This is a genomic window from Limnohabitans sp. Jir61 (assembly GCF_003063545.1).
GTDB lineage: Bacteria > Pseudomonadota > Gammaproteobacteria > Burkholderiales > Burkholderiaceae_C > Limnohabitans.
On record NZ_NESD01000002.1, the window covers coordinates 109,164 to 129,540 of the forward strand.

The 20,377-nt window shown below is 54.5% G+C and carries 14 protein-coding genes and 1 CRISPR repeat array; of the genes, 9 read left to right on the plus strand and 5 right to left on the minus strand.

The window, feature by feature from the left end:
- Positions 1-71: 71 nt before the first annotated feature.
- Positions 72-1,982, minus strand: coding sequence for an FAD-dependent monooxygenase (locus B9Z35_RS06800; RefSeq protein ID WP_108282956.1), 1,911 nt, complete (start codon positions 1,980-1,982; stop codon positions 72-74).
- A gap of 124 nt (positions 1,983-2,106) precedes the next feature.
- Here B9Z35_RS06800 and B9Z35_RS06805 point away from each other — a divergent pair, with 124 nt between their 5' ends.
- The 6 genes from B9Z35_RS06805 to cas2 all read left to right on the plus strand — a co-directional run bounded on the left by B9Z35_RS06805 (position 2,107) and on the right by cas2 (position 8,011).
- Entirely contained in the window at positions 2,107-2,547 is a 441-nt protein-coding gene (locus B9Z35_RS06805) for a MarR family winged helix-turn-helix transcriptional regulator (protein WP_108282957.1), read from the plus strand.
- 151 nt (positions 2,548-2,698) lie between these two features.
- The gene (locus B9Z35_RS06810; protein WP_108282958.1) at positions 2,699-3,028 is read left to right on the plus strand and encodes a type II toxin-antitoxin system RelE/ParE family toxin; all 330 of its coding nucleotides are present in this window, start codon (positions 2,699-2,701) and stop codon (positions 3,026-3,028) included.
- Positions 3,025-3,336: an addiction module antidote protein gene (locus B9Z35_RS06815; protein WP_108282959.1), complete on the plus strand. Its 312-nt coding sequence runs from the start codon at positions 3,025-3,027 to the stop codon at positions 3,334-3,336. Before B9Z35_RS06810 ends, B9Z35_RS06815 begins: the two co-directional genes overlap by 4 nt.
- A 366-nt stretch (positions 3,337-3,702) precedes the next feature.
- The gene (gene cas9, locus B9Z35_RS06825) at positions 3,703-6,747 is read left to right on the plus strand and encodes a type II CRISPR RNA-guided endonuclease Cas9 (protein WP_108282961.1); all 3,045 of its coding nucleotides are present in this window, start codon (positions 3,703-3,705) and stop codon (positions 6,745-6,747) included.
- A gap of 2 nt (positions 6,748-6,749) precedes the next feature.
- Positions 6,750-7,676: a type II CRISPR-associated endonuclease Cas1 gene (cas1, locus tag B9Z35_RS06830; RefSeq protein ID WP_108282962.1), complete on the plus strand. Its 927-nt coding sequence runs from the start codon at positions 6,750-6,752 to the stop codon at positions 7,674-7,676.
- An 8-nt stretch (positions 7,677-7,684) separates the two neighbouring features.
- A complete protein-coding gene (gene cas2, locus B9Z35_RS06835; RefSeq protein ID WP_199219783.1) occupies positions 7,685-8,011 on the plus strand; it encodes a CRISPR-associated endonuclease Cas2 in 327 nt (108 codons plus the stop codon).
- 68 nt (positions 8,012-8,079) lie between these two features.
- Positions 8,080-8,843: a CRISPR direct-repeat array (repeat unit 36 nt; unit sequence AGTCTAGACGATTGGGATATGCGCTCTAGCCGGAAC).
- Between the two features lie 53 nt (positions 8,844-8,896).
- Here the strand turns inward: cas2 and polA are convergent.
- On the minus strand, positions 8,897-11,677 hold the full coding sequence (polA, locus tag B9Z35_RS06840) for a DNA polymerase I (protein ID WP_108282964.1): 2,781 nt from the start codon (positions 11,675-11,677) through the stop codon (positions 8,897-8,899).
- Positions 11,678-12,018: 341 nt separating this feature from the next.
- Here polA and B9Z35_RS06850 point away from each other — a divergent pair, with 341 nt between their 5' ends.
- Together B9Z35_RS06850 and B9Z35_RS06855 are read left to right on the plus strand one after the other, a co-directional pair.
- On the plus strand, positions 12,019-12,981 hold the full coding sequence (locus B9Z35_RS06850) for a homoserine kinase (protein ID WP_108282966.1): 963 nt from the start codon (positions 12,019-12,021) through the stop codon (positions 12,979-12,981).
- Between the two features lie 3 nt (positions 12,982-12,984).
- Entirely contained in the window at positions 12,985-13,761 is a 777-nt protein-coding gene (locus B9Z35_RS06855) for a BPSS1780 family membrane protein (protein WP_108282967.1), read from the plus strand.
- 12 nt (positions 13,762-13,773) lie between these two features.
- Here B9Z35_RS06855 and B9Z35_RS06860 read toward each other — a convergent pair whose 3' ends face one another.
- Positions 13,774-16,158 (minus strand): UvrD-helicase domain-containing protein, encoded by a 2,385-nt coding sequence (locus B9Z35_RS06860; protein ID WP_108282968.1) that lies wholly within the window; start codon positions 16,156-16,158, stop codon positions 13,774-13,776.
- A gap of 138 nt (positions 16,159-16,296) precedes the next feature.
- Between B9Z35_RS06860 and B9Z35_RS06865 the strand changes: the two genes are divergently transcribed.
- On the plus strand, positions 16,297-17,274 hold the full coding sequence (locus B9Z35_RS06865; RefSeq protein WP_108282969.1) for a GMP reductase: 978 nt from the start codon (positions 16,297-16,299) through the stop codon (positions 17,272-17,274).
- Positions 17,275-17,357: 83 nt separating this feature from the next.
- Here the strand turns inward: B9Z35_RS06865 and B9Z35_RS06870 are convergent, their stop codons facing one another.
- A complete protein-coding gene (locus B9Z35_RS06870) occupies positions 17,358-18,215 on the minus strand; it encodes an alpha/beta hydrolase (protein WP_108282970.1) in 858 nt (285 codons plus the stop codon).
- On the minus strand, positions 18,212-20,350 hold the full coding sequence (locus B9Z35_RS06875) for a TonB-dependent siderophore receptor (protein ID WP_108282971.1): 2,139 nt from the start codon (positions 20,348-20,350) through the stop codon (positions 18,212-18,214). Before B9Z35_RS06875 ends, B9Z35_RS06870 begins: the two co-directional genes overlap by 4 nt.
- Between the last annotated feature and the right edge of the window lie 27 nt (positions 20,351-20,377).

A 20,377-nucleotide genomic window follows, 5' to 3' on the forward strand; every position in this document is an offset into this window, starting at 1 on the left:
GCGCGAAATGTCGAGGTTCAAAACCATGCCTTTGTCAGGGTAGAGGGTGATCAGCTTCACCATGAGATGAGTTAGCGCAACACCCCAGCGAAATAAGCAGTCAATTCCTCATAACCATCCAGTGGCAACACATGCGCCACATACTGGTCTGGGCGCACCACCACCATGCAGCCCTTGTCGCGGTTGATGCCGCGCATGTCAAAAATATCGCCCAGACCCTTGTGGTCCACACAAAACACTTTGGCGTGGTCTTGCAAACCCAGCTTGCCTGTTTTGGGTTTGAGCAACGAGGGCATGTGTTCGTATGCGAGCTGGTCAAAGGTTTGTTGGAACACAGCGCGGCAGTCAATCACCGCATCAATGTCTTCGCCCTTGCGTGTGTGTTTGACGATGGGTGAATTGACGTTGGTCTCTAACCAGTCAGACAGCTTGTGAATGGCTGAGCCTGAGCTAGAGGTATCTGCCTTGCCAGCAAATGCATAAATGCGCCAGCGTGCATCAGCCTGTGCCACATGGCCCAGTTGCATTTGCTTGGCGTCTGACACGCGCACCACGGGGGCTGAGTGGAAACGACGACCAATTTCTTCGCCTGTGGCCAATGCTTGGTGTGCGCTGGCTGCAAACAACGTTGAGGTGTCGTACTTCACCGCTGTGCCGCCTGTGAACTCTAAGTTGTCTTTGAACTGGCGAATGATGCGCGGCTCTTGGGTGCCATCGCGCTCGGCCTGCGAGGTGGGGGCTGACATGACGCGTGACCATTTGTGGTCGGTCTCTACCAAACGCTTGGCTTCGGTCAATCGCTCTTTGGTGTAGCTGCGCAGCAGGCTGGGGCTGGCACGGCCTTGCAGCACATGCACCATTTTCCAACCTAGGTTGAAGGTGTCTTGCATCGACACGTTCATGCCCTGCCCTGCTTTGGGTGAATGGGTGTGGCACGCGTCGCCTGCGATGAACACGCGTGGATCGCGGTCCTCGCCCTCGGGCACATCATCAAAGCGGTCGGTGATGCTGTGGCCAATGTCATAGATCGACCACCACACCACTTCTTTCACATCAATCGCATACGGTTTGATGATGCGGTTGGCCGCTGCAATCATGTCGTCTTGTGTGAACTTGCGGTGCGCGGCTTTTTCGTCGGGGCGGAGCTTGTCGAGCGCAACGTACATGCGAAACACGTAACCGCCTTCGCGGGGCAAAATTAATAAGTTGCCCTCGCTGGCTGAAGAGATCAAACACTTCTGTCGCACATCGGGAAAATCGGTGTTGGCCAAGATGTCCATCACGCCCCAAGCTTGGTTCGCGGCATCGCCCTGCAACTCCCTGCCTATCGCCTTACGCACGGCCGAGTGCGCACCGTCGCAGCCCACCACGTAGTTGGCGCGTACGGTGCGTGTAGCGCCCCAGTTCAAGCCACTGGCGTCGCGCAGGGTCACGGTCACGGGGTGGTCGTCGGTGGTCTCGTCAATGGTCAGCCCCACCACCTCCCAGCTGTAGTCAGGTTCTAGGCGTGAGGGTGAGTTTTTCATCACCTCTAAAAACAACTCGTGCAAGCGCGCTTGGTTGATCAAGATGTGCGGCATCTCAGAGCTGTCGTCGGCCACGTCTTGCACGCGGCCTACGCGTTTGATGTGATCGGGGGTTTCCGGGTCGGGCATCCAAAACGCGGTTTGGTTCACCCAATACGTTTCACGCTTGACCTTGTCGGCAAAGCCAAACGCTTGGAACATTTCCATCGTGCGCGTGTTGATGCCGTCGGCCTTGCCTTTGATGATGTTGCTGGGCATGCGTTCAGTGATCATCACCTCTATCTCTGGAAACTGCGCCAGCTGCGCGGCCAAACAAAGACCAGCAGGGCCAGTACCTGAGATCAACACATCTACTTTTTCGGGCAAGGGCTCGTTAATGCCACGGTTGCGGCGGTTGGGCGCAGCTGGCTTGATGTCTGGGCTGCCACCGCGAAATCCGTCTTTGTAAAACTGCATGTCTTGTCTCCGTTATTGATACCTGTCCGAAACCTCGGAATGAGCAAATGATAACTATACTTACTAATAGCCGTCAAGATGGTATGTATGATTACCATATTGGTATTTCTACGGAGACACAGGCATGGCGATGCACGACATGGCGGGGCACTTGATACGTCGCCTGCAACAGCAATCCACCCAAATCTTTGCGCAGCGCACCCAAGCCGCAGGCTATGACCTGACCTCGGTGCAATACGCCGCGCTAGACGCCATCGCCAACAACCCGCATGTCGACCAAGCCACCGTGGCCGAAATCATTGGCTACGACCGCGCCACCATTGGCGGAGTGATTGAGCGTCTAGACACTAAAGGGTGGGTGCGCCGTGTGGTGAGCGAGCAAGACCGCCGATCGCGCGAACTATCGCTCACTGCCAAGGGCAACAAAATTTACTTGGCGCTGCTGCCCATCGTGCATGAGCTGCAAGCAGACATTCTTTACCCCTTGAGTGCGGCTGAGCAAGAGCGCTTTATCAAGCTGGCTCGTCAGGTGGTGTGGCACGACAAGTCGACGGACGTAGCCTAGACCACATAGCAGCCACCCAAGCCAACCAGCATGTCAAGGTTGCACATGAGACGCAACTTATGAAAGCCTGACTTCACCTCAAAACAGTTAAGGCAGCCAAAAATCAACACGGATTTCTGAATTTAAATTTGTAACTTATAATTCACAAAACGTGTACGACATCCAAACTTATCGCACCGATGATGATGTACAGCCCTACGTTGCTTGGTTGGGTGCATTGCCTGATCGTCAAGCCAAGGCTCGGATTGTGGTTCGCGTCAACCGAATGGCTGGCGGCAATCTGGGCGATGTCAAACCTGTGGGTGACGGTGTATGGGAGGCCCGCATTGACTATGGCCCAGGGTATCGCCTGTACTACGCGCAAGCAGGTCGTCGCTTGATCTTGTTGCTGATTGGTGGCGATAAACGCACGCAGCAATCAGACATTACAAAAGCACAAGACTACTGGAACAACTGGCAAATGCAGAGGAAATCCAAATGACAGCAAAAACTGGACGCTCACATGATGAAGTGGTGGTTGAGATGCTGAGAGCAGACCCCGAATTTGCAGATGCCTACTTGGCCGCTGCACTAGAAGAGACTGAGCAACCAGGTGGCCATCAAGCCATGCTGACCGCTTTGCGCCACATTGCCGAAGCACAAGGCATGGCTAATGTGGCCGAGAAAGCGGGTATGCCTAGAGAGTCGCTGTACCGTGCGCTTGGGCCCCGTGGCAACCCCACCATCAAAACCTTGCTCGCTGTTTTAAACGCATCGGGACTTCACTTGTCTGTGGCTAGACAACATTAATGGGTTGCTATTAAGAACGCTAAGAAGCCAGACCGCATCACCAGCGAACTGCTGGAAACCGCACATGCACTGAGTAAACACAATGTGCTGCCAGCACAAGAGCTGAATCAAATCAAAGCATTGCGCACTACACCCCCTGTGTTCACAGCAGATAAAAGACGCTCATCCGAACGCGCACAGCCAAAATGAGCTGAGCCGCTTTTTTGAACTTATAACGAAGCAGAAAAGATAAAGGGCCGCATATAGCGGCCCTTTCATTTGGTGCATCTTTCTGCTTGTTAGCGTCCAGAGCGCATATCCCAATCGTTTTATGCGGGGACAAATATAGCACAATAGGATTCATTAATTTCTTAAAAAGAAACCAGAATGAACAAAATGCGCTACCGCCTTGCACTTGACTTAGGCTCCACATCACTTGGCTGGGCCATGGTCAGGCTAAATGCAGAAAACCAACCCTGCGCCATTATCAAATCCGGTGTTCGGATTTTCAGCGATGGTCGTAACCCCAAAGACGGGTCATCACTTGCAGTGACTCGGCGCGAAGCACGCGCCATGCGCCGCCGCCGCGATAGGTTGCTCAAGCGCAAAGCGCGCATGATGAAAACACTCATCGCGCACGGCTTCTTTCCGCAAGACGAAGAAGATCGAAAACTATTAGAACGTTCTGACCCATTCGCACTTCGCGCCAAAGGACTTGACCAAGCACTAAGGCCCGATGAATTTGCGCGTGCGTTATTTCACATCAACCAAAGACGCGGTTTTAAAAGCAACCGCAAAACTGACAAAAAAGAAAACGACAGCGGGGCATTAAAAACGGCCATCAGCCAACTGCGTCAGGCCATGCAAGCCACCCAATGCCGCACCGTGGGCGAATGGCTCAATATGCGTCACCAGTCAGGTCTATCTGTGCGCGCACGCTATCGCCAACACATGGTGCAGCGCGAAGATGGCAAAACCAAAACAGAAATGCGTTACGACCTATACATTGATCGCGCAATGATCGAAGGCGAGTTTGATGCACTTTGGCAAAAGCAATCCGAACTCAACCCCAATCTGTTTACCGAAACGGCGCGTGCGGAACTCAAAGACTGCTTGCTGCACCAACGCCCACTCAAACCAGTTAAGCCTGGCCGATGCACGCTCATGCCGGAAGAAGAGCGCGCGCCATTGGCACTGCCTAGCCAACAACGCTTTCGTATTTACCAAGAGGTCAACAACCTACGCTTGTTGAAAGAAGGGCTGAATGAAGAAGCACTCTCGTTAGACCAACGCAACCAAATCGTTCAAGCGCTTGAAGGCAACACCAAACGAACCTTCACGCAAATTAAAAAACTCATTGGCTTTTCGGGCGATTTCAACCTTGAAGACGAAAAGCGCGCCGAACTCAAAGGCAACAGCACCAGTGCAATGCTGTGCAAGAAAGATTTGTTTGGCCCTGCATGGTTTGACCTGAGTGAAGATCAACAAGACAGCATCGTGATGCAGCTTGTCAAAGAAGAAAACGAAGCCACACTGGTACGTTGGTTACAAGACAACACGGGTATCGACGAGGCAAACGCAGAACGCGTGGCCAACACCAACTTAGCCGAAGGCTACGGCAGCCTTTGCGCTAAGGCACTGCAAAAAATATTGCCAGCACTCAAGGTCGAGGTCATCACCTATGACAAAGCTGTGCTGGCTGCAGGCTTTGACCATCACAGCAACATCAGCCATGCCAGCACAGGCGAAATACTACCTAGCCTGCCCTACTACGGCGAATACTTGCAGCGCCATGTTGGCTTTGGCACTGGCAAGCCCGAAGACACACCAGAGAAGCGTTACGGCAAGATTGCCAACCCGACCGTACACATTGGCTTGAACCAAATTCGCACAGTGGTAAACGCACTCATCAAACGCTACGGCCACCCTAGTGAAGTCATCATTGAACTCGCTCGTGATTTGAAGCAGAGCCAAGAGCAACGCAAAGAAGAACAACAGCGCCAAGCCACCAATCAAAAACGCAACCAACGTATGCGCGAAGACATTGCAGCGCTGCTGCACATCAGCGCTGACCGTGTCAAAACTGCCGACCTTCAAAAAATGATTTTGTGGGAAGAGTTGAGTTTCAATGTGGCCGACCGACGCTGCCCCTACAGCGGTGTGCAAATTAGCGCGCAAATGCTATTTAGCGATCAAGTGGAGATTGAGCACATCTTGCCTTTCTCTGAAACCTTAGATGACAGCCTGAGCAACAAAACAGTGGCCATGCGTCAAGCCAATCGCATCAAAGGCAATCGCACTCCATGGCAAGCGAAAGACGACTTTGCCAAACAAGGCTGGGCTACAGAAGACATGCTGGGACGCGCCGAACTGATGCCTAGAAACAAACGCTACCGCTTTAGCGAAACCGGCTACGCACAGTGGTTGCGTGATGACAAAGGATTTTTAGCGCGCGCACTGAACGACACGCGCCACTTCAGCCGTGTAGCGAAGGAATACATGAGCTTGATCTGCCCGCAAAACACACGTGCAGTGCCAGGCCAGTTGACCGCCATGCTGCGTGGCAAGTTTGGACTGAACAACATTCTTGGTTTAGATGGTGAGAAAAACCGCAACGACCACCGACACCACGCAGTGGATGCATGCGTCATTGCCGTAACAGACCAAGGCATGCTGCAACGCTTTGCACAAGCCAGCGCCAACGCACGTCAGCAACAGCTGGGTAAATTGGTGGACAACATGCCCATGCCTTGGCCCACCTACCGCGAGCATGTGCAGCGTGCCGTCGAAAACATTTGGGTCAGTCATAAGCCTGATCATGGCCATGAAGGAGCCATGCATAACGACACAGCCTATGGTTTGGGCGCAAACGGCAAAGTGCGCGTTCACAAAATGGTGGAAGGCGTTCGCACGCTAGAAGAAAGCTCACTCAAAGTCATTGCATTCAGTGAACCCAAAGCATCAGCACGTCACGGCGTATTACCAACTGGCGACGCCAAACCTTACAAAGGCTACAAAGGCGACAGCAACTACTGCATCGAAATTGTGCGCAATGAAAAAGGCAAGTGGGAAGGCGAAGTTGTTTCTACCTTCGAGGCATATCAAATAGTTCGAAAGCATGGTTTTTCGAAACTACGTCATCCAACCATTAGCGTGAGCAATAAACCTCTCGTCATGCGTTTATTGATTGATGACATTGTGAAATTAAACACATCTGACAACGACTATGTTGGACGCATCGCAACGATTAGTGGAAATGGTCAGATATTTATGGCTCCCCACAATGAAGCTAATGTAGATGCGCGAAATCGAAGTAAAGAAGATGCATTTTCTTATATTTCGAAAATGGCTGGTTCACTACAAAAAGCTCATGGACGCCGTGTCACCATTTCACCCATTGGCGAACTAAAAGACCTAGGCTTTCAAGGCTAAGCATGCAAGGCCGCATCGTTGAAGTTGCCGATGACCGCAGACATCTGTCGGTCTATCGCGGTTTCATGCTGGTGCACAGCACAGGCGATGAGCGTCAAGAGTTAGGACGCGTAGCGCTGGACGATATGGCGGCACTGATAGCCAGCGCACACGGCATCAGCTACACCAACAACTTGTTGGTAGCACTGGCTGAACGCGGTGTGCCTTTTGTACTGTGCGCGGCTAATCACAAACCTGTTGGCATGTTGTGGCCTTTAGATGGCCATCACCTTCAAGCCCACCGATTTGATGCACAAATTGCCTGCACATTGCCTACTAAAAAACGTTTGTGGGCCAGCCTTGTCAAAGCCAAGCTATTGCAACAAGCAGCCGTACTAGAAGCCACAGGCGTAGCAACTGCGCCTTTAAAAACACTGGCCAAAAACGTACGCAGTGGTGACCCTGACAACCTTGAAGCCCAAGGCGCACGCAAATATTGGGGCCTACTGTTTGGCTCTTTATTTACGCGTGATCAAGAAGCTGACGGGCTCAATGCCCTGCTGAATTATGGCTACACCGTGCTGCGTGCGGCGACGGCCCGTGCAGTTGTGGCCGCAGGTTTGCACCCAAGCATTGGGCTGCACCATAGCCATGACAACAACGCCATGCGATTAGTGGATGACTTGATGGAGCCGTTCAGACCTGTGGTCGATTGGACCGTTTGGCAACTGCAACACAACCAGCCATGTCACATCAACCCAGAGACTAAACGCGCCTTGGTCAAAAGCCTGTACCTTGACCTTGCCACGCCCGCGGGCAATACATCTGTACTGGTGGCCATACAAAAACTGGCTACATCTTTGGCGCAAGTACTGACCAACGAGTGCACAGCACTTGATCTGCCACACCCATGTGTGCCCGCAGCACATGTGCAGGACATGCGCGACTGATTCACAACATGCTGAGCGGATATCGACTGATGTGGATGCTGGTGATGTTTGATTTACCCGTGGTGACCAAGCCCGAACGCAAAGCAGCCAATGAGTTTCGGCTCAATTTACTAGACATGGGGTTTCTGCGCAGCCAGCTGAGTGTGTACATGCGCTTTTGCACCAGCCATACACAAGTACAAACCTATTGCCAACGTGTAGAACAAGCGCTGCCGCTGGGCGGACAAGTAAACATTCTGCAAATGACCGATAAGCAGTACGAACGCATCATTAGCTTTCAAGGCCGCAAAGCCATGCCTGCGAAAAAGACGCCTGATCAGTTTGATTTGTTTTGAATGAGCTGTTTTTTTTGAACGTCCAAAAGCAAATAAACCCTTGTAAAACAAGAGGTTACGTGCCGTGTAGTCTAGACGATTGGGATATGCGCTCTAGCCGGAACTGCAGGCCTCAATCCACTCCAGCTTTTGTGAGTCTAGACGATTGGGATATGCGCTCTAGCCGGAACAACGACTGCCTGCATACGATGAATTTTCGGAGTCTAGACGATTGGGATATGCGCTCTAGCCGGAACAACAGGGCGAAGCATTGAAGAACAATTCCGAGTCTAGACGATTGGGATATGCGCTCTAGCCGGAACGATGGCACTACCTTTACGGTGGCAGATGTGAGTCTAGACGATTGGGATATGCGCTCTAGCCGGAACACATTGCGCAAGTTGTGCACAGTGCGCTTTAGTCTAGACGATTGGGATATGCGCTCTAGCCGGAACCCACCGCGAACCAGTTACGAGCGTCACGGCCAAGTCTAGACGATTGGGATATGCGCTCTAGCCGGAACTTGCGTGGTGCCGAACGTATGACAACAACAAGTCTAGACGATTGGGATATGCGCTCTAGCCGGAACCATCGCTGGCAGCAGCCACGCATCCATCAGAGTCTAGACGATTGGGATATGCGCTCTAGCCGGAACCTCATGCTGGCCTTTGCCGAAGGTGCAGACAGTCTAGACGATTGGGATATGCGCTCTAGCCGGAACTGAACACATGAGCTTGAGACTTTGATGCACAGTCTAGACGATTGGGATATGCGCTCTAGCCGGAACTACAAAGACGCGCCTCGCCGCTTGGGCCGCAGTCTAGACGATTGGGATATGCGCTCGAAGTAATAAAAAAACACGGCCCTCAAAAGAGGGCCGTTGAAGCAAGGGTCGCTAAAAGTGAATCAATGCGCCTTATCCCAATTAGGTCCCACCCCCACCTCAGCCAACAACGGCACTTTCAGCTGCGCCACTTCAGCCATCAGGCGTGGCACTTCGGTGCGGACCCATTCCACTTCTGACTCGGGCACTTCAAACACCAGTTCATCGTGCACTTGCATGATGACTTTGGTTTGGCGCTGTTGATCGTCAATGGCTTTTTGCACGGCCACCATGCTCATCTTGATGAGATCGGCAGCTGTGCCTTGCATGGGCGCATTGATGGCAGCGCGCTCTGCGCCTGCGCGGCGTGGGCCGTTGGGGCTGTTGATTTCGGGCAAGTACAAGCGGCGGCCAAACACGGTTTCTACATAACCTTGTGCTTTGGCTTGTTCGCGTGTGTCGTCCATGTAGCGCTTCACGCCCGCGAAGCGTTCAAAGTAACGGGTGATGTAGTTCTTGGCCGCGCTGTTGTCGATGCCCAGCGCTTTGGCCAAACCAAACGCGCTCATGCCGTAGATGAGGCCAAAGTTAATGACCTTCGCATAGCGGCGCTGCTCGGTACTGACTGCATCCACACCCACGCCAAACACTTCGGCGGCTGTCGCGCGGTGCACGTCTAAACCATCATGGAATGCTTTGACCAACGCCTCATCACCACTGATGTGCGCCATGATGCGCAGCTCGATCTGGCTGTAGTCGGCACTGGCTATCACGCAGCCCGCAGGGGCCACAAATGCTTCGCGCACTTTGCGGCCTTCGGCGGTGCGAATTGGGATGTTCTGCAAGTTGGGGTCGTTGCTAGACAAGCGTCCCGTCACCGCCACGGCTTGTGCGTAGTGCGTGTGCACGCGGCCTGTGCGGGGCACGGCCATTTGCGCGAGCTTGTCGGTGTACGTACCTTTGAGTTTGCTAAGGCTACGGTGCTCCAAAATTTTGGCAGGCAGTGGGTAGTCTTCGGCCAATTTCTCCAGCACTTCTTCGTCGGTGCTGCGTGCGCCGGTGGCGGTTTTTTTGATAACGGGCAAGCCCAGTTTGTCAAAGAAGATTTCGCCCAATTGCTTAGGGCTGGCCAAGTTAAACGGCTGGCCTGCTATTTCATACGCTTCAGTTTCTAGCTGCACGATGCGTTGGCCCAGCGCGTGGCTTTGTGCGGCGAGTGTGGGTGCATCAATCAACACACCGTTGCGTTCGATGCGATACAGCGCTTCGCTGCTTTGAATTTCAAGGTCGTAGATGAAGCGCAGTTTGTCGTCGGCTTGCAAACGCGGCCACAGCACTTGGTGCACGTCTAGCGTCATGTCGGAGTCTTCGCACGAGTATTCGGTGGCACGCGCCACGTCCACTTGCGAGAACGGAATTTGGTGCGCGCCTTTGCCGCACAGGTCTTCGTAGTTCAAACCCTTCCGGCCCACATGACGCTCGGCCAAGCTGGCTAACCCGTGAGGCTTGTGCACTTCCAGCACATAGCTTTCCAGCATGGTGTCGTGCGCGTAGCCCTTTACCTCAATGCCGTGGTTGGCCATCACATGGCGGTCATATTTGATGTGTTGGCCTAGCTTCTTGATGCCGGCGTTTTCAAACCAAGGCTTGAGTTTGGCCAGCACTTCATTGATGGGCAACTGCGTAGGTGCATCACCATAGCTGTGCGCCAGCGGGATGTAGCAAGCCTCGCCCGGCTTGACCGAAAAACTCAGGCCCACAATCTCGGCGCGCATGGCGTCGAGCGATGTGGTCTCGGTGTCAAACGCCACTAGCTCGGCTGCATTGAGTTTAGCCAGCCATGTGTCAAACATGGCCCAGTCCAGCACGCAGTCGTAATGCTTGTCAGTCACGGTAGATACCGTGGGTTCGGGTTCGTCAAACAGGCTGGGATTGGGTTCAAACTTCGGCTTAGCCTCTGATGCTCCAGCCGAATCACCACCTTCGCTGATGGCGCGGGCCAAACCTTTGAAGCCATAGGTTTCGTAAAAGGTTTTGAGTGCAGGCTTGTCAGGCTCAGCCAAGTGCAGCGCATCGAGTGCGGGCAAGTTGGGCACGTAGGCAGATAAATCGCAATCGGTTTTCATGGTCACCAGCTGGCGGCCTGTGGGCAGCCACTCAACGGCTTGACGTAAGTTCTCACCCGCCACGCCTTTGATGGCGCTGGCGTTTTGCAGCAAGTTATCAAGCGAGCCGTATTCCATCAGCCACTTAGCCGCGGTCTTGGGGCCCACCTTGGCCACACCGGGCACGTTATCCACCGTGTCGCCCACCAAGGTTTGATAGTCGATCATCAAATTCGGCGGCACGCCAAACTCGGCGGTCACGCCGGCCACGTCGCGCTTCTTGCCGTTCATGGTGTCCATGATGGTGATGTGTTCGTTCACCAACTGGCTCAAATCTTTGTCACCGCTCGACACCACCACCGTCACGCCTTGCTTGGCAGCGGTCACAGCAAGTGTGGCAATCACGTCGTCAGCCTCAACGCCCGGCACATCCAGCACCGTCCAGCCCAACATGCGCACCATGGCGTGGATGGGTTCGATTTGCGAGCGCAAGTCATCGGGCATGGGCGAGCGGTTGGCTTTGTACGCGGGGTACATCTCGTCGCGGAAGGTGGGGCCTTTGGCGTCAAACACGCAAGCAGCCAACTGGGTGGGCACTTCTTTGCGCAAGGCCTGCATCATGTTGATCATGCCGCGAATAGCGCCTGTGGCCGCGCTCGTTGGGTCGCCTGGCACAGCGCGCAGGTCGGGCATGGCATGGAAGGCGCGGTAAAGGTAGCTGGAGCCGTCGACCAGCAGCAATGTTTTGGATTCACTCATAACTGTTGATTGTGCCGTGGGTTGTTGCGTGGCCTTTGTGCTTTGTTGCTGGGCTCGCTGGACGCGACTGGTGGGCGTCGCTGCTTCATGCTGGAGTACCAGAAATCATGGCGACGCCCACCAGCCACGCCCAGTCTGCGACATATGTTTTGGCACGCCTGCAACTCACAACAATGCTTGTCGCAGTCTTGGGGGTTGAGGGATGGGCGGGTGACGATTTCTGGTACCCCAGCATGAGGAACCCGCTCATCCCTCAGCCCCCAAGCGAGCCCAGCAAAACAAGCCAAACTGTCACCTAAGCGCCAACTACAATGTGCGAACTTTTTAATCCCTTGGCAGTCATGGCAGTTTTTACCGAAGTTTCAGAGTCCTCCGCGCAAGAACTGCTGACCCAACTCAAGCTTGGCGAGTTGGTGGAGCTCAAAGGCATCCAAGGCGGGATTGAAAACACCAATTACTTCCTCACCAGCAGCACCGGCCAATACGTGCTCACGCTGTTTGAGCGCCTCACGCACGCGCAACTGCCGTTTTATCTGTACCTGATGAAACACTTGGCACAAGGCGGTATTCCTGTGCCAGACCCTATGTCTAACCAAGACGGCGACATTTTGCTCACCGTTGAAGGCAAGCCTGCTGCGGTGGTCAACCGCCTGCGCGGCAAAAGCGAACTGGCCCCCACAGTTGCACACTGCGCCGCTGTGGGTGACATGCTGGCCCGCATGCACTTGGCTGGCCGCGACTACAACCGCCAACAGCCCAACTTGCGCGGCCTGCCTTGGTGGAACGAGACAGTGCCTGTGGTGCTGCCGTATTTGAACGAATCACAAGCTGCACTCATTCAAACCGAGCTGGCCTATCAAAACCACACTGCAGCCTCGTCGGCCTACACCGCCCTGCCCCGTGGCCCTGTGCATGCCGACTTGTTCCGCGACAACGTGATGTTTGATGGCACACCAGAAGCGCCCGAGCTGAGTGGTTTCTTCGACTTTTACTTTGCAGGCGTAGACACTTGGTTGTTTGATGTGGCTGTGTGTTTGAACGACTGGTGCATCACCCACGCCGAGGGCACGCATGATGCGGCTAAGGCGCAAGCGTTCATCGACGCTTATCAAGCAGTGCGCCCCTTCACACCGGCTGAGCGCCAGCTGCTCAACCCCATGTTGCGTGCAGGCGCCTTGCGTTTTTGGACGTCTCGCCTGTGGGACTTCTATCTGCCACGCGAAGCCAGCATGTTGCAACCCCACGATCCGACACACTTTGAGCGTGTGTTGCGCCAACGTGTGGCACACCCTGTCACACTCTGAGCTATGAAACTCAACGTCGTCCCCGCAAAAACTGGCTCGCTCTGGGTGCGCCAAGGCATTCGCGCTTTTTGGAAGCAACCACTGGCACTCACCGGTTTGTTCTTCATGTTCATGGCAAGCATGTCCATACTGTCCATCGTGCCTGTGTTGGGTGGCTTCTTAGCTTTGATGTTGTTACCAGCGATGTCGCTCGGCTTGATGGCCGCCACACGCGAAGTGGAGCTAGGCAAGTTCCCGATGCCCTTCATCTTGGCCGCAGGTTTTAGAACAGGCCAAGAAGGCAAACGCAACATGATCGTGTTGGGCCTGATCTACGCGTTGTGCTTTGTGGGCGTGATGGGCTTGTCCACCTTGGTCGACGGTGGTGACTTTGCGAAGTTGTATTTGATGGGTGGCTCACTCGAGATGGACACCTTGATGAAGCCCGAGTTTCAAAACGCGATGTGGCTCTCGCTCATGTTGTATTTACCGTTGTCCATTGTGTTTTGGCACTCGCCTGCCCTCACACATTGGAACGGCGTACCTGTGACCAAGAGTTTGTTCTTCAGCACAGTCGCATGCCTGAGCAACTGGCGTGCGTTTTTGGTGTTTGGCTTGATGTGGTCTTTCATCTTCTTGGGCACCACGTTTGGCATCACGCTCATTGGCAGCTTGATCGACGACGCCGACTTTGCTGCCATGGCCCTGCTGCCCACCATGCTGATGCTGGCTGCGATGTTTTTTTGCTCGACGTACTACAGCTTCGTAGACTGCTTCACGTCGGACACGATTTACGCCTAAAAGGCATCGTGCTTACACCTGTGTGAGCTTTGCCACACTCAGCGCCAGCCACTTGGTGCCGTGACGCGGGAAGTTCACTTGCGCACGGGCATCGTCACCCACGCCTTCAATGCTCACCACCGCACCCTCGCCAAACTTGGCGTGGAACACCTGCACACCGCTGCGCACCCATGCATTCGGCCCACTGGTCACAGGGGCTGCACGCTGAGGCACGGGCTTGGGCGCAACGGCCGTAGCTGCTCCACCACCCCATGCGTTGTTTTGCCAACCGTTGTTGTTCTGCCAAGCATCACGCCGCGTTGGCATCGCATCTGCAAACGCTGAACGCGCAGGCGTGATCCACTTCATGGTGTGCTCTGGCAGCTCTTCGAAGAAACGGCTTTTCAGGTTGTAGCGCGTTTGGCCATGCAGCATGCGGGTTTGCGAATGGCTGAGGTACAAACGCTTGCGCGCACGTGTGATGGCCACATACATGAGGCGACGTTCTTCTTCAAGGCCGTCAAAGTCGTTCATCGAGTTTTCGTGGGGGAACAAGCCCTCTTCCATACCTGTGATGAACACGCAATCAAACTCCAAGCCTTTGGATGCATGCACCGTCATCAGCTGAATCGCGTCTTGACCCGCTTGCGCTTGGTTGTCGCCCGACTCCAACGCAGCATGCGTGAGAAAGGCGGCCAAAGGCGACAGGGTTTCGCCCGTGTCGGCGTTGATCATGGTTTGCGGTGTGGCTGGTGTGTTGCCACCTATAGCTACAGGCTCGCCATGCTCGTCAATGGGCAAAGCCACGGCATCGCGGCCAAAGCCTTCTTGCGTGACAAAGCTCTCGGCGGCGTTGACCAATTCCTGCAAGTTTTCTATGCGGTCTTGGCCTTCGCGTTCACCTTGGTAATGCGTGATGAGGCCTGAGTGGTCGAGCAACAGCTCAATAATTTGGCGCAAGTTTTGGCCTTGCGTTTGCTCACGCAGCACATCAATCTTGGCCACAAAGGCGCTGAGGTTGGCGCCTGCTTTGCCAGCCACGGCAGCCACGGCATCGCTCATGGCGCAGCCCATGGCGCGGGATGCGTCTTGCAGCTGCTCGATGCTGCGTGCACCAATGCCACGCGGCGGGAAGTTGACCACGCGCATGAAGCTGGTGTCGTCGCGTGGGTTTTCTAGCAAGCGCAAATAGGCCAATGCGTGTTTGATTTCGGCGCGTTCGAAGAAGCGCAAACCGCCGTACACACGGTAAGGCATGGCAGCGTTGAACAGCGCGGTTTCAATCACACGGCTTTGTGCGTTGCTGCGGTAGAGCACAGCAATTTCGCTGCGGTGTTGAACGCCATTTGCGCCATCGCCATTTTGGCCATCGCGCAAGAGCTGCTTCATTTCTTCCACCATCCATTGCGCTTCCGCAAAGTCGGTGGGCGACTCATACACACGCACGGGCTCGCCAGCGCCCTGCGTGGTGTGCAGGTTTTTACCCAAACGGCCTTTGTTGTGGCTGATGAGGTGGTTGGCACTGTCCAAGATGTTGCTGAAGCTGCGGTAGTTTTGCTCGAGCTTGATTTGGTGCGTCACGTTGTACTCGCGCACAAAGTCGGCCATGTTGCCCACGCGTGCGCCACGGAAGGCGTAAATGCTTTGGTCATCGTCGCCCACAGCCAAGATAGCCCCGCCGCCTTGGTCTACAGGCCCTGCGAGTTGTTTGAGCCATGCGTATTGCAGCTTGTTGGTGTCTTGAAACTCGTCTACCAAGATGTGTTGAAAGCGGCGGCGGTAGTGTTCGCGCAGCGGATCGTTGTCGCGCAGCAGCTCGTATGAGCGCAGCATGAGTTCTCCAAAGTCCACCACGCCTTCGCGTTGGCATTGGGCTTCGTACAGCTCGTACAGCTCCACGCGTTTGCGGTCGTCGGGGTCGCGGGCCACGACGTCTTTGGGGCGTAAGCCGTCTTCTTTGCAACCGGCGATGAAGCGCATGGTTTCTTTGGGTGGAAAACGCTCGTCATCCACATTGAACTGTTTGCTCAGGCGCTTGATGGCGCTGAGCTGGTCTTGGGTGTCCAAGATTTGAAAAGACTGGGGCAAGTTGGCCAGTTTCCAGTGCGCGCGCAAAAAGCGGTTGCACAGCCCGTGAAACGTGCCCACCCACATGCCGCGCACACTGACTGGCAGCATGGCCGACAAACGCGTGAGCATTTCTTTGGCCGCCTTGTTGGTAAAGGTCACGGCCAACAAACCGCCTGGCGACACCTGCCCCGTTTGCATGAGCCACGCAATGCGCGTGGTCAGCACCCGCGTCTTACCCGACCCTGCCCCCGCCAAGATAAGGGCATGCGCCTGCGGCAACGTGACTGCGGCGGCTTGCTCGTTATTGAGGCCTTGGAGCAAGGGGGATGTGTGGGGGGTGGAATGCATCGAAAGATTTTAGGTTTAGAATCAGCCACCGGGCCCAAGATTCTTGCGCTCGGTTTTTTTATGTCTGCTATTTGCGCCTAAAAAAACCGGCCAAGCCAAGCGCTCAATCTTCGAACGTTATTTTCTGGAGCTTGGGAAATGGAAATTTTTGATTACGACAACATCTTGTTGCTGCCACGCAAGTGCCGCGTGGAAAGCCGCTCTGAATGCGATGCAGGTGTTGAACTCGGTGGCCGCAAGTTTCGCTTGCCTGTTGTCCCCGCCAATATGAAAACCGTGGTGGATGAAAGCATCTGCTTGTGGATGGCGCAAAACAATTACTTCTACGTGATGCACCGCTTCGATTTGGACAATGTCCAATTCGTGAAAGACATGCACGCCAAGGGTGTGTACGCCTCTATCTCTTTGGGCGTCAAAGGCCCAGACCGCGCCACCGTGGACACGCTGGCTGCTGCTGGCTTGACACCTGAGTACATCACCATCGACATCGCCCACGGCCACGCCGACAGCGTGCGCGACATGATTGGCTACATCAAGGCCAAGTTGCCTAAGAGCTTCATCATCGCGGGTAACGTGGCAACACCTGAAGCCGTGATCGACCTCGAAAACTGGGGCGCTGATGCGACCAAAGTGGGTGTGGGTCCAGGCAAGGTGTGTATCACCAAGCTCAAAACTGGTTTTGGCACAGGCGGCTGGCAGTTGTCAGCGCTCAAGTGGTGCGCACGCGTGGCGACCAAGCCCATCATTGCGGACGGCGGCATTCGCAGCCACGGTGACATTGCCAAGAGCATCCGCTTTGGCGCAAGCATGGTGATGATTGGTTCCCTGTTTGCTGGCCACGAAGAGTCGCCAGGCAAGACTGTGGAAGTTAACGGCGAGATGTTCAAAGAGTATTACGGCTCAGCCTCTGACTTCAACAAAGGCGAATACAAGCACGTGGAAGGCAAACGCATCCTCGAGCCCGTCAAAGGCAAACTGGCCAACACGCTCATCGAAATGGAGCAAGACGTGCAAAGCTCCATCAGCTACGCCGGCGGCACCAAGTTGATGGACATCCGCAAAGTGAACTACGTGACTTTGGGCGGCGACAACGCTGGCGAACATCTGTTGATGTAAACCTCGCACCTTGGCCATTGATGGCCAAACAAAAAAGCCTGTCTGCTTTACGCATGACAGGCTTTTTTTATTGCTGTGGTTTTTTACTTGTGCATCAGTTCAAGCGCCAGCGTGTGCAAGCGGCTTCCAGGCTGCGTCATCGCCTCGACGATGCTGAAGTGCTGCAAGCCCTCTAAGGTTTCAGCCACGGGTACATGTGCTTTGCCCCAAGCTTGTTGAATCAAAAAGTTATGGCGAATGAATTCTTCGCTCTCAATGCCACCCGCTACGCTGTAAAGCGTGCTCTGCTTGGGCGCTGGCATCCAAGCGGGGCTGTTGCGCAGCACCACATCGTCGGTCAAGCGTAAGCTGTCTTTGAGGTACGGCGTGGCTTGCACAGATTCAAGTTCATACAAACCAGAAATCGACAACGCCTTGGTAACCAGATGCGCAGGCAAATCAGCGGCATACGCAGGCCAATCGCAAGCCAACAGCATGGTCACCAAATGGCCACCAGCTGAATGCCCCACCAAGGTGATGCGGCTGGGGTCGCCTCCAAAGCGATGAATATTGCGCCACACCCAAACCACGCACTTGACCATTTGCAAGGTGATGTCAGACACCGTCACTGCCGGGCACAACGCATAGTTGGGCACGACCACATGCGCGCCTTGTGCCGTGAAAGTGGGTGCGATAAACGAATGATCGGCTTTGTCGAGCGAGCGCCAATAGCCACCGTGAATGAACACCACCACAGGGGCTTTGTCACCCGCAGAGTCGCTGGGAAAAATGTCTAAGGTTTCATTCAAGCCATGGCCATAGGCCACGTCTTGATAGCAGCGGTGCTTGGCACGCACATGTGCGGATGACTCATGCCAATGCGCAAAGTGCGCGGCGTGTTCAGGCACCAAGGCCCGGTTGTTATACATGCGGTCATACCAAGCGCCATCGTGTTGCGTCATAGTTTTTTCTCCAGAAGAATTTGCACGTTGGTCCAGCTGCGGTTTTGGGTATTGCTATTTTCAAGCACACCATTGCCGTTGTAGATGCTGCCGGTGTTGTAGTTATGCGGATCAAGGTTACTCAAGGTCAGTCGCCAGGCCGTGCTGCCATCCACGCGCCACAAACCATAGAGGTCCATCACGCGTTTTTGAGAAACCACAGTTAATTGCTCAGCACTTAAGCGGGTGCTGTAGCCAGGGTTGTAGTTCACGTTGCCACCAATGGTGAGCGGCACAATTTTCAAGCGGTAATCCGCACCGAGGTTTGCCGTCATGCTGGGTTGTTGATCTAAACGGTTATCAGGCCCCATGATGCTAAGCACGCGTGAACGATAGAAGCTGACGTTGTTGCGCAGGTCGATATTGGGGGCATCGTCAATCCATTGATCCATCCGAAATTTAGCTTCTAGCTCAATACCTTCGGTCACAGCTTCGCTGATGTTTTCAGGACGGGACAAATAGCCACTGCCATCTGGGCTAGTGACATTGCGAATCAAGTTTTGTACACGGCGATGGAATGCACTTGCACTCAACACACCACCTTGAGGCAAATAACGCTCAACCGCTACATCCAACCCTGTAGCAACTTCAGGCTTGAGATTTGGGTTACCAATCGTGTCGGGACTTGATGGACTCGATGGATCTTTTGAATACGTGCGGCGCGCCAAGAAGCTAGGCATGCTGGGGGTTTTAAAGCTTTTGGTCAAGCTCATGCGCACCTGATCACGGCTGTCGGGGTTGGGCCGCCACATCGCATGCAACAACGGTGTGAACACGCTGCTGCGATTGGTCACATCGCTGGTGCTTGTAGCGCCTTCAGTGGTCAGGCTTTCGTAGCGTGCACCGAGGTGTGTGGCCCAGTGCGGCGTGAGCTGCCACTCATCCTGCGAGTAAATCGCATAGCGCGTAGTGCTGGCTTGCAAATCGGAATTGGCGTTCAGAGAGGATGTGCCAAAGTCGTACGTACCCAGAATGGTTTGCGTGCGACGCACACGTTCGACTTCACTACCACTCACCCATTGATGCCCACCGCCCAACACATTGGTATATTTGCCGCCAAGGTTGACCGACCTGTCTTGCATGCGCGAGTCCTCATTGATGGAGGGCAGCAAGCTCGGGTTGAGCGAGTATTGATTGGACTGTGAATGACTGTCCCAACCACCCACATTGAACTTCCACTCCATAGTGCTGTCGCTGGAGAGCTTGCGCTTCCATTGACCGTTGAGCCTCGCCACCATGAAATGGTTGTCGATTTGTGTGGCGGCCGTTGTCGGTTGACTGTTGGTCTGTGATGCCCACATGCTGCCAGGCGTTGAGCCTTGCGAATACGCAATAAATGGCATCAAAGTGAGCGCTTCGCCCGGCTCCCCTTTGAGCTGCAAACGCGCTGTTGCGTTCATACCTTGTCGATCGTAATGACTGTTGCTGCTGCGATCACGCGTGATACCGCCGCGCTCGATGTGCGTCTCACTGTGGTCAGGCACGGCATAGCGGTTGACCGACAAGGTGTAGTTGGCCGTCCACTTCTCAGCATCGTGGTATTTGACCAACGAAGCTGTGGGCGATGCATAACCGCCTTGAAATGACGAGCCCACTTTCAACTCAGTGGGCATGCCTTTGCGACCTTCACGCGTGATGATATTGATCGTGCCTGCAATCGCTTGAGCACCCGTTTCAGCCGTAGGTGCGCGATAAATTTCCACACGCTCAATCATCTCAGGCGTGAGCGACTCCACGCTAAAGCCGGGTGGCACACGCTGGCCGTCAAGCAGTATTTGTGTGTAGCCTTGGCTCAGGCCACGCATGCGAATGCCACCGCCTCGACCGGGCGCGCCACCCAAGGTGATGCCTGGCATACGCTTCAATATTTCGCCAAGGTTGGAATCACCTTGACGTTCAATCTCTTCACGACCAATCACAATTTTGCTGGCGGTGGATTCACGGCGCTGTTGCGTGTCGTTGTCACGACCGCTCGTGATTTCAATGCGCCCCATGTCAGAGGTGGCAGCAGGCGTGGCCGCTTGCTGTGCCCACGCCGCAGTTGCACTGAGCGCAAATGGGACAAAGATGGAACGTATGAAGTGTTGAGAGTGCATTTAAAAAAGTTTACCTAGGTATCAATA